A 14269-nucleotide genomic window follows, 5' to 3' on the forward strand; every position below is an offset into this window, starting at 1 on the left:
TCGCGTTGCGAAAGAAGCAATCGCGACAGGGCAATCTGTTCGAGAACTTTGTGTGAAAAATGGTGTATTGTCACAAGAGGACTTAGAGTTAATTCTAGATCCATTCGAAATGACACACCCAGGGATTGCAGGAGCAACTCTTTTAAAGAAAAATTAAAAGAAGAGGGGGGACAAGTCCCTCCTCTTTGTTTACAATATAGGGATTTTATATGTGAATAGAGGTAGGGAGATTATAAGTAAGTAACAGTGGCGTTTAATAGTTCATAGAAACAAAATTAAGAGGAGCAGCAATATAATCAACATCATTTTTAAATAAAGAGGATTTATTAAAACATCTTATCATGTTAACAACAAGTTTACATGAATCTTTATAAATAACTATGACCAACCATGAATCAATAGTTGGCCATAATGATCTTAAAGATCCATATCTTTTAATCCGGGACTATGCTCATTTGGCATTTCAGGAAGTTCTGGTACAGGAAAACCTTTTGGCGGGTCCGTTACTGCTAATGTTCCTTTGTTTCTACTTGGTGATTCACCTTGGAATATTTCTCCCATTCTTGTTGGATCTAAGCTAAAATTAAATTGTGCGTTATGGAATCCCATGTCTACATACTTTCTGCACTCTGGGTATTTATTAATATCATAGTTCGGCACAGGGAAGAGTTTCCCCCATTCAACACCCAATGTCTCTAAAGCCTTTGCGAAAGCATTTTGATGTGCATTATCACGTACAATTAAAAATGCAAGTGTTTCTCTAAAAGTTTGATTGGAACTCATTTCATAAATTCTAGTTTTTTGAAGTACACCTGTAGATTCAAGTACTACGTTATCTAATAAATCGCTAATTAAATTCCCATGGCTATATACCCAAGATCCATTCCATGGGTTGCCAGCTGCATCAACGGGCAATGAACTTTGAGCACCTACAATAAAGTGATGAGGATTGGCATGTTTAACCGCTTCATCAAGTGGTGCTGTGTCAACACCTGCATTTCCTGGTGTAGGTTCACCAGATCCAGTTAATAGTTGATTAATTGTATGTTGTACAAGTTCTACATGGCTTATTTCTTCTAAAAAAACACCTCGAAGTAAATCACGATATTGCTTCTCTTTCCCTCTAAAATTTGAGCTTTGGAAGAAGTATTGCATCATTGTACGCATTTCGCCATAATGCCCACCTAATATTTCTTGTAAAACTTTTGCGGCAGCTGGATCTGGCTTGTCTGGCTTGATAATATTAATCAGTTCTTCTTTATAATAAAACATGAAGTACACCTCTTTTAAGTTAGTTAACATTGTTATCGTGTCCGCTATTTGGTTACTTAATACTTTAATTCATGTTTTTACCAATTATTTATTGCCTCAAAATGCAAAGTTTTTGAAAATAACTATTTTAGATGTGAGATGAAAATAGGGGATAGATACTTAGCATTTAATAAAAAAAGATAAGATTACGAAATGTAATCTTATCTTTTCATTAAGAATAATGAATTGTAGCTTCAAGGCTTCAGAATGACTTTTATACAATCATCTTCACGATTATTAAAAATTTGATAACCGTAGCTCGCTTCTTCAAGGGGGATTTTGTGTGTAATAATCTCTTTTGGATCAAATTCTTTATTTGTTATTTTTTCAAATAGTTCCGGCATAAAATGAATGACAGGTGCTTGTCCCATTTTAAGATTAATATTTCTAACCCAAAATGCCCCGAGTGGAAATGCATTATAATTGCCACCATAAACGCCAGTCATTTGAACCGTTCCATATTTTCTTACGGCTTTCGTAGCGATTTGAATAGGGCCGAGAGTTCCGCCTTGTAGTTTCAATTTTTGTTCCAGAAATTCTAGAGGCGATTTTTTTCCATCCATTCCCACGCAATCAATGACTACATCGGCACCGCCATGTGTAATTTCCTTTAAATGTTCTCCCATATCTGGAAATTTTGTAAACTCAAATACCTCAACATTGTTAATCTTTTTTGCATAATTCATCCGATAATCTAAGTAATCCACTGCAATTACACGTTTAGCACCTTGCATCCAAGCGAATTTTTGTGTCATTAATCCAACAGGTCCACAACCAAGGACGATAACAGTATCACCTGGCTTAACGCCTGCGTTTATTACACTCCAATAGGCTGTTGGTAAAACATCTGATAGAAATAGTAGGGATTCATCTTCAAGTTCGCATGATTCCGGTATAACAAATGGAGTAAAATTACCAAATGGAACTTTTAAATATTCTGCTTGTCCTCCTGGATGATTACCAAATTTCTCTGTGTAACCAAAGTATCCACCAGAATCGTAATGAGGGTTTGAGTTATCACATTGACTTTCCATTTCATGTTGGCAATAGAAACAATGTCCACAAGAAACGTTGAAGGGGATGACAACACGATCGCCTTTTTTCACTTTAGTGACATCTGGCCCGACTTCTTCAACGATTCCCATTGGTTCATGGCCGATAATGTATCCTTGAGGTAAGGGCATGTTGCCTTGATATAGATGTAAATCAGAACCGCAAATAGCGGTTGAAGTAATTTTTACAATAATATCATCTTTTTTCTCTAATTTTGCATCATCCACTTGTTTAACCTGTACTTGGTTTGGTCCTTGATAGGTTACAGCTTTCATCTCATATCTCCTTTTGAATTATGTCTCAAAACATAATTTTATTTAATCTCTTGGTGAAATAGAAATCCTTCTTTTATTTACTGAAGGGAATTAGAAAGTATACATAGTGTTGTTATGAAAGTATGTTATATCAGTTATTCTTTCTTATATGTTTTGCCCTACTTTAAGAAAAAAATCAATTTTTATTCATAATATAATTTCCATAAAAAGGATAATTATTATTTCATAATTTGTAGCATATTAAAAACATCGGAGGTGAAACAATATGGGAAAAAATAATAGTGGAAGTCGTAATGAAGTATTAGTTCGAGGCGCTGAACAAGCTCTTGATCAAATGAAATATGAAATTGCACAAGAGTTTGGTGTACAACTTGGTGCAGATACAACAGCTCGTTCAAACGGATCTGTTGGTGGTGAAATTACAAAACGTTTAGTAGCAATGGCAGAACAACAACTTGGTGGTAGAGCTAACCGCTAAGTAAATTAGCTTAAAATATAGCAAATATGTAAATCAATTTCTTTTGTGTATTCATAAAAATAAAAAACCTTATATTAAACAGATTCTCACTCAAAGATTATTGATAATCTTCTTTCATAATCTTTGAGTATTTAATTTGTAAACTACTTTCCTAAACAATAAACACGCAGTGTTGGAAAGGTGTTTTCCATGCATAGTAGAAAATCTTTTGCAGGAAAAAGCATACTTAAAAATTTGATTTCAATATTGAAATCAATATTTATTATGATATTTTCGAAAGGTAGGAATTTAAAAATGGGTATATTAAGTGGAAATCCTCAAAATGAACCTTTACATTACGGAGAAGTATTTGACATTTGGAGTTATCTTCTTGCTGCACAGGGTGCAATTGCAAGCCATCAAGTATTTATGAATCACACAGGTGACGAAGATTTGAAGAAGTTTTTAGAAGGCTTAATTGAAAATGATATGAATTCGGAGATAGAAGAATTAAAGGCACTTTTAAAAGTTAATGGGGTCGCTTTACCGCCAGCGCCTCCAGAACGTCCAGTTGCATCTATTGAAGACATTCCTCCGGGAGCGCGTATTAATGATGTTGAAATTGCTGCAGCTGTTTCTACAGGATTAGCAGCTGGACTTGTGACATGTAGTCAAGTAATGGGAAAATGTCTTCGAGAAGATGTAGGTATGCTATTCGGACAATTTCATATGAAAAAAGCGCAGGCAGGTGTAACTCTGCTACGTTTAAGTAAGAAAAAGGGATGGGTAGTTCCACCTCCATTACATGTAAGAAATTCTGACCAAGCGTAATAAACAAAAATAAAAAAGTGGCGTTGGCCACTTTTTTATTTTTTAGGTGTATCCTCAAGCTTGGACTTATTTATTATGGAAGAATCCATATATTCATCTGATATCTCCATAGCGTATTTATCATGGTGAATATGATTATGTTCTCTTAATTCATTGTCATTACGCAGTACTAACTTCTGCATATAAATATGGAAGAAAACTTCTATTCCGCCAATAATTAAAGCAGCTAAAAATGAAGAAAATCCAATATTATGAGTAGCATCTAAATTAGTAAACAAGGATGTTAATAACCAAATTCCAAAGAAGCTTAAACCGAAATCTGCCATTGTAGCAATCGCATTTCCGTATTTAGGTAAAATGAAGAGATCTCCGATTAAATAGGCAGTTCCCGTAAGGAAAAGAGAAATTAATAATACTTTAGGAATTGAAATGCCTTGAAAGATACTGAGCATGATTAGCAATACTGCAGTTATCGCTGTGTACTTAATTAATAAAGCAACAATATGTTTCATCTTTTTTCCTCCACTATTTAAAAGTATATTGAATAAAACATTCCATTAAAAACGGGTTATGCTTTTATATAGCGTAACCCGTTTTATATTGTAATGGAGGTCTATTTATGATATCCCATGGCACGTATGTTATATTTCGTTCTCCTATACACTATTATTTTGGGCTTAAAGAGCATCAATTATACCTTTGAATTCGTGGTCGTAATTACCAATTAATTAACTATATATTTTATCATGTAATTTAACATATTAAAGAAAGAAGGAGGTGAATTAACATGTCAAACAATAACAGTGGAAGCAGCAACCAATTATTAGTACGTGGCGCTGAACAAGCTCTTGATCAAATGAAATATGAAATTGCTCAAGAATTTGGAGTGCAACTTGGTGCAGATGCAACAGCTCGTGCAAACGGATCTGTTGGTGGTGAAATTACAAAACGTCTTGTATCATTAGCTGAGCAACAACTTGGCGGTGGCGTTACTCGTTAATTTTATATACGAAATGGATATAGAGGAGAGGCATGCTGTCTCTCCTTTCTCATACATTTTTTTAGTAAATAAGCTTAGTAGCGTTAGAATTTTTTTAGATTTACAACTATAACTCGAATTTATTTGTTTAAATTTTATACTCTCGAGGTTTTAAATACATAATTAATTTTTGTGAAATAAAAGATAAGAGGTTATATTTGATGCGAAAGGGGCAGAAAAAATGAAATATGAAGCGTTATTTACAGTTGAGATTTCTGTAGGAAGTGAAAGAGTAGCAAACCATAAAATAAAGGCTCATGATGTCGTTGATGTTGTTGAAAAGCTTGCTGAGAAGTATTTAAGTAATCATGAGGGACATTCTCGAAATGAATAAAGGAGAATAGTAATATGACCTGTCATGATGTTAATAATGAAACGAAAGAAAAAAAAGATTTAAAATGGTGGCAACTCTCACTTATTGGGATTGGTTGTACGATAGGGACGGGCTTTTTTTTAGGATCTAGTATAGGAATTAAAATAGGTGGTTCTTCAATTATTCTTATTCTTATTTTAACTGGATTCACTACATATATTGTATTTGAGGCATTGGCAAAAATGGCTGTAGAAGATCCACAAAAAGGATCTTTTCGCATTTATTCAAGAAAAGCTTTTGGAAATTGGGCGGGTTTTAGTCATGGGTGGACATATTGGTGTTCTGAACTGCTTATTATGGGTAGCCAGTTAAGTGCGTTAGGAATCTTTTCACGCTATTGGTTTCCTAAAATACCATTATGGATATTTGCTACTATATATGGAGTAGCGGCTATATTAATTATTTTTATAGGGGTAAAAATATTCGAACGTTTAGAGAAATGGATGGCTATTATAAAGATTGCTGCTATTATGGGGTTTATTGTAATTGCTATTTTGGTTATTTTAGGATTTATAAAGGGTGGTTTATATAAAGCACAAATTCCGCGGAATTTTAAAGATTGGTTTCCAAATGGATTAAAAGGCACATGGTCCTCTCTAATTTATGCATTTTATGCATTTGGAGGAATTGAAATTATGGGGTTAATGACAATAAGGCTTAAAGACCCTAAAGATGCAAAGAAATCAGGAAGAGTAATGTTAATGATTTTAACGATTATTTACGTAGTCTCTTTAGGGTTGGCAGTTATGATGGTTCCATTAAACCAGTTTAATACGAAAGAAAGTCCTTTTGTAATAGCATTACAAGATTATAATTTGCCGTACGTGCCATTTATTTTAAATGTGGTATTAATTTTAGCGGGTTTTTCAACATTAGTTGGTTCATTATTTGCAGTGACAAGTGTATTAATGAATTTAGCTGAAGAGGGAGATGCACCTGCAATGTTTGCTAAAAAAAATAAAAAAAACATCTCTTTTCCAGCCTTAATTCTTATTATAATTGGACTTGGTGCTTCTATCCTTAGTGCTTTATTCCTACCCAAAAATATATATGAATATGTAACAACTGCAGCTGGATTAATGTTGTTATATACATGGAGTTTAATTCTTCTTTCATTTTGGAAATTAATGAATCCCAAAGGTTGGATGCAGATAAAAAGTATTATTGGTCTTATTATGATTGCATTAGCTGTTAGTGGAACATTATTGCAAAAAACAACCCGTTTCGGTTTCCTAGTGAGTTTGTTGTTTTTAGGAATAGTTATTCTTGTTACTATAATTGTTCATTTTATCTCAAGAAAAAGAAATACAGCTATATGAAGTATCTTTCTTTTCACAATAGGAATAGTATGTCAGAAATAAATAATAGAAGTTATTGAAAAATAATTTGGTAAGTTTGAAAACCAAAATATAATCCATAAATAATAAGTGATATGCCAGATACTACCGTTATAAGAGACAATATACGAGCATTCAAAATTTTACGAAACATACTAGATGTACTTGCCATCGTAATATCCCATATAAAAATACCTAAAATAATCCCTAAGCTATATAACAAAAGCTGCTCTTTATTATAAGAAGAAGCGGCTTTTGCTAATATCGAGCCGAAAATGCCAAGCCAAAATAGGATTGTTAATGGATTAGATAAAGACATAAAGAAACCAGAAAAGAAGCTTTTAATAATTGAATCGTCATTTTTAGTATTACTAATGCTAATTTGATTCGCATTTTTTAAACTTTCGATGCCTGTATAGATTAAAACAAAAGCTCCGAAAGACCATAAGAAAAGTTTTATAATATCTTTTTCAAGGAAATGAATTACCCCTAAATAAATAAGTGCCATGTAGATAACATCTGCAAGTAAGGCTCCTATGCCGAGAATCCAAGCGTGAAAAAAACCACTTCTAATACCCTTTTCTAACTGTGCAGCATTTATAGGCCCCATTGGAGCAGATAATGATAAACCCAAGAAAACATAGCTTAAAAATATCCCCACGTATAACATGCTCCTCCCACTAAATTTGATCTATATTAAATCTATTCAGTGGTTAAAGTTTGTACAACTAAATAATAAAAAGCAGAGGGGATTATTTATTTTTATGCAAGTATTTTATTATTCGAGAAAATGGACACTTTGATGGAATTGTCTCATCATCACGTAAAAAATATTGTTGCCATTCATAATTATCTTTTTGACCATAATCTTTGAGAGAAGGATGAATAGGAGCTTTATCATAAGCGGCTAGACGTTGACGTATTAAGTTTTTTAGTTTTCTACTGCGTTTCTCAGAGCTCATAATCCCCTGTAAAACCCATCTAGGGGTTAAAGCGAGCATCATACATGAAAAATGTCTACTTTGTCTATTGACATGGGCGGGTGTAGCGCAGTAAACGAAATATGATTCATTATGAAAGCAAAATTCCCAAGTGTTTTCCATAGGGTCATTTGGAATGTGTGTAGGCCATTCCATCTCGTCCAAACGGCTAGTTGTATTAAGAAGAGACCAATAAATATGTTCAAAATCTTCAACTGTAGTTTCTCGCTCTAAATCTATTGGTGTATGAATAAAAACAATAAATGAGGCGTATTGACCTGTTTCTCTAGAACATTCAGTATATTCTTTAAGTAATGCAGCAAAATCCGCACTAGTACTCATATCTCTAGGATCACCAATGAATCCGTATCTGAGGTGATTGGCTGTAAAACCGTGTTGGGCTGGTATACAAGGGAAAGGTTTATTTTTATCTGTCATTTTCAATTTGAAAGAACGAAAAGCTTCTTGTTGCCAATGTGGAAGGGTAGTAAAAATTTTTTGTAAAGAGTCTTTATCATAAAGTATAGTCATCTTTTTATCCCTCCTAAGTCATAATATATAGCCTATTAATTACTTAGAAATAGGTGACTAACACAGCAAGAATAATTGTTTTTCGTTTTATTAAAATGAAATAATTTAATGGGTACTCCCTGCAACGAGTTACTTTAATATCTAATAATGTATAAATTTAAGTAACTATAAAATTTGAAAAAATATGTAGGTACAATGTTCACATTTATATTTTCTAACTAGTATGGTTTATAACGAAATAAGAAAGGATGTATTATGATGTGGATTTTTAAAGAAGAAAAAATTAAATTTATAGATTGTAAAGGCGAAGAAGTCATTTTGAAAATCAAAATTAAGGATATAAAAAAGTAGGGAAGAGGAATTAGGTCTATTTTATTGTGATTAACATAGAAGAATGGAAAAAATGATAAATTAGGTTGAAATGAATTCATATAGTATAGGCCCTTTTTGAATTTTTTTGCATAATGTAGAATGAATGCATATTAAGGAGGAACATCTATGTCTTATCCTAATCAATTAGCTTGGCATGAAACATTGGATTTACATGAATTAGTAGCATTCCAAGCGAATGGTTTAATTAAATTAAAAAAATCAGTTAGAAATGTACCAGATCAAGCACTTCAATCGTTATATATTAAAGCTATAAATGCTATACAAAACAATTTACAAGAGTTAGTACAGTTTTATCCATATGCTCCTGGATTTCAATCGCAACATCGTGATGACACTGGATTTTACGCTGGAGATTTGCTTGGGTTAGCAAAGACATCTGTTCGAAATTATGCAATAGCGATTACTGAAACTGCAACACCGCGACTTAGAGAAGTTTTAACCCGTCAAATAAATGGTGCTATACAATTACACGCACAGGTTTTTAATTTTATGTATGAACGTGGTTACTATCCAGCTTATGATTTAAAGCAGCTATTAAAAAATGATGTGCAGAATGTGCAAAAGGCGATACAAATGCAATATTAAAATGAAGATATGGAAATTATCTTTAGAGAAAAACTATAGTTTATATATAGGTCGAATAGTTAAGACTAAATGGTAATTTCCATTGTTAATAAATTGATTAAATTCTACTAATATAAATTCATTCTAAAATATTTAAGAAATTATACAAAGGCTGTTTTAGAATACGAGAATCTATATTTAAGAACTTGTTAGAGAATTATTTTTTAAATAGAAGTAGATGTTTGTATAATATGTGGTGATTATTGGTAAAAAAAGTTGTTATCGGGAATCTCTTGAACTAGAATTTTTAGTACAAGCTATAACGGATGTTTGTACATGTTTTAAACAGGAGAGTCATTCATTTTGAATTAACTTTGTTTAGTTTTCATTTGAAAAACAAACAAAAAATAAAAAAGTAGAAATAAAATATATAAATTCCAAACACTTGGAATTGTAGATATTCCGAAATAGATTCCTCCAGGTAATAACCAAATACTGCAAATTAAAATCAAAATATTTTCTCTTTTAACTATTGAAATGAACGCCCAAAAAGAGGGGAGTAATAACATGAAAAGAACCGTGATGAAAAAGTCTTTATTAGATAGTTGATCGCTATACGGATTAAAATATAGAAATAATAGCGAAAGTAAAAAGATACTTATAGATGAAATCAATCCTACATAAACATGTATATTGTTTTTCATAATTAAGATTCTCCCCTCAATAACAATCTACTTATAATTCTATTTTCAAAAACAAATTTTATGTAATTGTTCTATAAATAAAAAAGCAGTTAGCAAAAGCTAACTGCAGTGAGAAATTTACATCCATGAAATTAAGGAGTATAACTATCTCATGGGTTAAGTATAGTATGAACAAAAAAATTGAGCTTATACTAAAAAATTAAAAAGAGCAGTTATTGATTATGACTGCTCTTTAATGGCAAGAAATAAAGCCTGGGTAAGAAGCAGACTTTATTATATATAGTTTTTGCGAAATTTCAATTTTTATTCCAAAAGAGTAGTGCTATTCTTAGAATATAGATATTGCCTACATTCAGTTTTTTAACAGATTAAGTTTAAAAGCTTTTAAAGGATGATTTTGCATTATACTTTGATTCATTAATATAAAAATAAACAAAGTATTTCCGCGTTTAATGCATCTTTTTATCTATATATTTTCCGTAATCAGGTACAGCAATTTTATCAAATTCTTGAACGAGTGTTTTGAGGCTTGTTGATAGCAATTCACCCGACATCGGTATTCCATGTCCAGTAACAGCGGTTAGAGGCTTTAACTTTTCTAGCTTAAGAACTGACTCTTTAGCGGCTTTCCAGTTTGTTGTTAAATAGCGAGGCGGACCGCTTATTTCCTGTTCTTGAGTTATGACTTTATATAGATACTCCTGTTTCACTGTAACAAAAGCGTCCCCAGCAATTAAAGTTCGGTCTTTTTCTCGGAATAATGAAATATGCCCTGGAGTATGTCCTGGTGTATGAATCCATCTAAACTCTGGCATATGGGGAACAGTTCCATCGGTAGGTAGCGCTTTTACATTATTTCCTAAGTCAATTGGTTCGTTTGGGAACAGAGGAGACATTTTCGCTACCATACCACCTTCAACTGTAGGGTCTGGTTCTGGATAGCTTTGTTGTCCGGTCAGGAACGGTAGCTCCATTTGATGTGCATAGACGGGAACATCCCAATGCTTGATGAGTTCAATTATTCCCCCAACATGATCAAAATGGCCGTGAGTTAAAATAATTACTTTTGGGCGACTATTGGTACCAAATCGATCCTCAGCGATAGAGATAATTTCATTTGCACATTTAGGCATTCCAGCATCAACTAAAACAAAATCATTGGTCTTAGGATTTCCAACAAAGCATATATTGACGATTTGAATCGTGTAACAAAATAAATCAGGCAATACTTCGATGCCGTGACCACTTTCAATTGAAGTTGCTGGAATAAACTTGTAATCACTTCCATAATTCATTTCATTGTCCAATTTTTCTCCCCCTTAATATATTTTAATACGACATTATAGTTCCCTAATCTTGAAAATTCATTTTGGCGAATTTGAGAAAAGAATTAATGCGGGATTAAAAAACAATAATTTAGTCCTAGAATTAAGAGGGATTCATATCAATTTATATAAAGTGCAAACAAAAAATATTGCTTTTAAAGTCACAGATTCTACTATTCTTGAGGCGAATTTATGGCTTAATAAAAGATTTATAAAGATATTACAATATGGATTTATATAAAAAAGACATAACAAAGTTCGATAGAAATCCATTATGTCTAATGATTGCTTTTCATAATAAAAGAATGTTTAAGTTTGGTGATGTAATTGAAGTGAATTAGAGGGGAAATAGAAGTGATGATCTCTTCCTAACTTAATTATATCATGTAATTTACGTTCGAAATAGACTGTTTCTTCTCATTTACTACTGTTACAATCAAGAACACATGAATAGTAAGGAGAGGTGCCAAATGAGTTCTTTCGTTCTCGATTTTCAGGAAATAGAAAAAACGCAGCTTTTTCTCGTTGGTGGAAAAGGATTGAATTTAGGGGAGTTATCCAATATTCAAGGGATACAAGTGCCAGAAGGATTTTGTGTTACAACGGTAGGGTATGAACAGGCCATCGGAAAAAATGGAGCGTTTCAAACTTTATTGAATCAATTAGCAATGCTAAAAATTGAGGAACGAGATCGAATTGGTGAAATTAGTAAGCAGATTAGAGAAGTCATTATGGCGGTGGAAATTCCAGTTGATGTAGTGGAATCAGTAGCTCATTATCTCTCGCACTTTGGCGATGAACATGCATATGCAGTGCGTTCGAGTGCTACTGCTGAAGATTTACCGTATGCCTCGTTTGCTGGTCAACAAGATACGTATTTAAATATTATTGGAAAAGAAAACATTTTGCAGCATATTAAAAAATGCTGGGCTTCTTTGTTTACAGATCGGGCGGTTATATACCGAATGCAAAACGGTTTTGATCATAATCAAGTTTCTATATGTGTTGTCATTCAAAAAATGGTTTTCCCTGAGGCTTCAGGGATTTTATTTACTGCGGATCCGATTACTTCGAATAGGAAGGTGTTGTCAATCGATGCCAGCTTTGGACTTGGCGAGGCGCTAGTATCTGGATTGGTTTCTGCCGATAATTATAAGGTAAAAGAAGACGAAATCGTCGAAAAGGTCATCGCAACGAAAAAATTAGCCATCTATGGACGAAAAGAAGGTGGAACAGAGAGAAAGAAAATTGCTCCTAATCAGCAAAAATTTCAAACACTTACTGAGCAACAGATTTTACAACTAGCACGCATCGGAAGACAAATCGAAGCTTATTTTGGTTGTCCGCAAGATATTGAATGGTGCTTAGTTGATGATACAATTTATATAGTCCAAAGCAGACCGATTACGACTTTATATCCAATTCCAGAAGTAAATGATGGGGAAAATCACGTGTATATATCAGTTGGTCACCAACAAATGATGACCGATGCGATGAAACCATTAGGTTTATCTTTTTTCCTGTTAACGACTAGTGCACCTATGTGTAAAGCCGGAGGAAGACTATTTGTTGATGCTACGCAAAGACTAGCTTCACCTGCTAGCAGAGATTACTTAATAAACACTTTAGGTAAATCGGATCCGCTCATACGAGATGCATTAACGACTGTAATTGAGCGAGAGAATTTTATTGAATTGTTATCGGATGATGAAAAAGAAAAGGATCTTAGTAAAAAAGTGCCACCTGCAAGTTCGCAACCACAACCTGAAAACGATCCGGAAATCGTTACGAATTTAATAAAGAATAGTGAATCATCAATAGAAGAGTTAAAACGAAACATGCAAACGAAATCAGGGGTGGATGTACTTGATTTTATTTTAGAAGACATTCAGCAATTAAAGAAAGTATTATTTAACTCGCAAAGTATAGCTATCATTATGGCAGGTATGAATGCTTCATCATGGATTAATGAAAAGATGGAACAATGGTTAGGGGAAAAGAATGCAGCAGATGTACTTTCACAATCTGTACAACATAATATTACGTCAGAAATGGGGCTAGCGTTATTGGATGTGGCAGATGTGATTCGGCCGTATCCGGAAGTCATTGCGTATTTACAGCATGTAGAAGATGACAGCTTTTTAGATGAATTAATTCAGTTTAAAGGCGGGGAAAAAGTTCGGGATGCAATCGATGCTTTTCTAAATAAATATGGAATGAGATGCAGCGGAGAAATCGACATTACGAAAACGCGCTGGAGTGAACAGCCAGCTACAATTATACCGATGATTTTAAATCATATAAGAGACTTTGAATATGGTGCTAGTAAGCGGAAGTTTGAAGAAGGGCTGCAGGAAGCTTTGAAAAAAGAAAAAGAGTTGTTAGAGCGATTGCAGCACTTGCCGGATGGGGAACAAAAAGTAGAAGAGACGAAGAGAATGATTCGTAACATCCGCAATTTCATCGGTTATCGTGAATATCCGAAATACGGCATGATTCATCGTTATTTCATATATAAGCAGGCATTACTGAAAGAAGCAGAGAAACTTGTGCAAAATAATGTTCTGGATGAAATAGAAGATATATACTATCTAACTTTTGAAGAACTTCACGAAGTCGTCCGCACAAATAAACTAGATTACAAGATTATTCATAAACAAAAAAATGCGTACAAATTATATGAAAAACTAACACCTCCGCGTGTTATCACGTCTGATGGAGAAATCATTACAGGTAAGTACAAACGCGAAAATCTCCCGGCTGAAGCAATTGTAGGTTTGCCTGTTTCTTCTGGAGTGGTTGAGGGGAGAGCACGCGTTATTTTAAACATGGAAGACGCGAATTTGGAAGATGGAGATATATTAGTTACGGCATTTACCGATCCTGGGTGGACACCTTTGTTTGTTTCTATAAAAGGGTTAGTCACTGAAGTCGGCGGGCTTATGACGCACGGAGCAGTGATTGCACGTGAATATGGCCTGCCAGCAGTTGTTGGAGTAGAGAACGCTACGAAACTAATAAAAGACGGGCAACGAATTCGGGTACATGGAACAGAAGGATATATTGAAGTGTTGTAGTTGTATTTTAGATAAATAA

13 protein-coding genes and 1 pseudogene are annotated in these 14269 nt (G+C 33.5%); 8 read left to right on the forward strand and 6 right to left on the reverse strand.

Annotation, left to right across the window (positions count from 1 at the left end; translation table 11 throughout):
- Positions 1 to 157: pseudogene (locus DN404_RS25965) on the forward strand (aspartate ammonia-lyase); the annotation flags it as partial.
- A 260-nt stretch (positions 158 to 417) separates the two neighbouring features.
- Here the strand turns inward: DN404_RS25965 and DN404_RS25970 are convergent.
- Both DN404_RS25970 and DN404_RS25975 read right to left on the reverse strand, forming a co-directional pair.
- The gene (locus DN404_RS25970) at positions 418 to 1272 is read right to left on the reverse strand and encodes a manganese catalase family protein (protein ID WP_000500358.1); all 855 of its coding nucleotides are present in this window, start codon (positions 1270 to 1272) and stop codon (positions 418 to 420) included.
- Positions 1273 to 1505: 233 nt separating this feature from the next.
- Positions 1506 to 2639, reverse strand: a complete 1134-nt coding sequence (locus DN404_RS25975; protein WP_000649085.1) for a zinc-dependent alcohol dehydrogenase — start codon at positions 2637 to 2639, stop codon at positions 1506 to 1508.
- Between the two features lie 265 nt (positions 2640 to 2904).
- On the opposite strand from DN404_RS25975, the gene sasP reads away from it, so the two are divergent.
- The gene (sasP, locus tag DN404_RS25980; RefSeq protein ID WP_000517671.1) at positions 2905 to 3117 is read left to right on the forward strand and encodes a small acid-soluble spore protein, SasP family; all 213 of its coding nucleotides are present in this window, start codon (positions 2905 to 2907) and stop codon (positions 3115 to 3117) included.
- 294 nt (positions 3118 to 3411) lie between these two features.
- Positions 3412 to 3927: a DUF3231 family protein gene (locus DN404_RS25985; protein WP_000512122.1), complete on the forward strand. Its 516-nt coding sequence runs from the start codon at positions 3412 to 3414 to the stop codon at positions 3925 to 3927.
- A 35-nt stretch (positions 3928 to 3962) separates the two neighbouring features.
- On the opposite strand, the gene DN404_RS25990 is transcribed toward DN404_RS25985, so the two are convergent.
- On the reverse strand, positions 3963 to 4439 hold the full coding sequence (locus DN404_RS25990) for a YndM family protein (RefSeq protein ID WP_149215624.1): 477 nt from the start codon (positions 4437 to 4439) through the stop codon (positions 3963 to 3965).
- A 275-nt stretch (positions 4440 to 4714) separates the two neighbouring features.
- Between DN404_RS25990 and DN404_RS25995 the strand changes: the two genes are divergently transcribed.
- The 3 genes from DN404_RS25995 to DN404_RS26000 all read left to right on the forward strand — a co-directional run bounded on the left by DN404_RS25995 (position 4715) and on the right by DN404_RS26000 (position 6658).
- Positions 4715 to 4927, forward strand: coding sequence for an alpha/beta-type small acid-soluble spore protein (locus DN404_RS25995; protein WP_000069660.1), 213 nt, complete (start codon positions 4715 to 4717; stop codon positions 4925 to 4927).
- Between the two features lie 220 nt (positions 4928 to 5147).
- Complete coding sequence (locus DN404_RS30675) at positions 5148 to 5300, forward strand: hypothetical protein (protein ID WP_006920787.1); 153 nt, start codon at positions 5148 to 5150, stop codon at positions 5298 to 5300.
- 14 nt (positions 5301 to 5314) lie between these two features.
- On the forward strand, positions 5315 to 6658 hold the full coding sequence (locus DN404_RS26000; protein WP_113304770.1) for an amino acid permease: 1344 nt from the start codon (positions 5315 to 5317) through the stop codon (positions 6656 to 6658).
- 52 nt (positions 6659 to 6710) lie between these two features.
- Here the strand turns inward: DN404_RS26000 and DN404_RS26005 are convergent, their stop codons facing one another.
- The gene (locus DN404_RS26005) at positions 6711 to 7337 is read right to left on the reverse strand and encodes a LysE family transporter (protein WP_060852530.1); all 627 of its coding nucleotides are present in this window, start codon (positions 7335 to 7337) and stop codon (positions 6711 to 6713) included.
- A 91-nt stretch (positions 7338 to 7428) separates the two neighbouring features.
- Positions 7429 to 8187, reverse strand: a complete 759-nt coding sequence (locus DN404_RS26010) for a YqcI/YcgG family protein (RefSeq protein WP_006920793.1) — start codon at positions 8185 to 8187, stop codon at positions 7429 to 7431.
- A 498-nt stretch (positions 8188 to 8685) separates the two neighbouring features.
- Here DN404_RS26010 and cotF point away from each other — a divergent pair, with 498 nt between their 5' ends.
- On the forward strand, positions 8686 to 9165 hold the full coding sequence (cotF, locus tag DN404_RS26015; RefSeq protein ID WP_065484273.1) for a spore coat protein CotF: 480 nt from the start codon (positions 8686 to 8688) through the stop codon (positions 9163 to 9165).
- A gap of 1132 nt (positions 9166 to 10297) precedes the next feature.
- On the opposite strand, the gene DN404_RS26025 is transcribed toward cotF, so the two are convergent.
- The gene (locus DN404_RS26025) at positions 10298 to 11155 is read right to left on the reverse strand and encodes an MBL fold metallo-hydrolase (RefSeq protein WP_149215625.1); all 858 of its coding nucleotides are present in this window, start codon (positions 11153 to 11155) and stop codon (positions 10298 to 10300) included.
- A 488-nt stretch (positions 11156 to 11643) separates the two neighbouring features.
- On the opposite strand from DN404_RS26025, the gene ppsA reads away from it, so the two are divergent.
- A complete protein-coding gene (gene ppsA, locus DN404_RS26030) occupies positions 11644 to 14250 on the forward strand; it encodes a phosphoenolpyruvate synthase (protein ID WP_149215626.1) in 2607 nt (868 codons plus the stop codon).
- The last annotated feature ends 19 nt before the right edge of the window (positions 14251 to 14269 follow it).

The organism is Bacillus sp. TE8-1 (genome assembly GCF_008368855.1).
GTDB classification, from domain to species: Bacteria; Bacillota; Bacilli; order Bacillales; family Bacillaceae_G; genus Bacillus_A; species Bacillus_A cereus.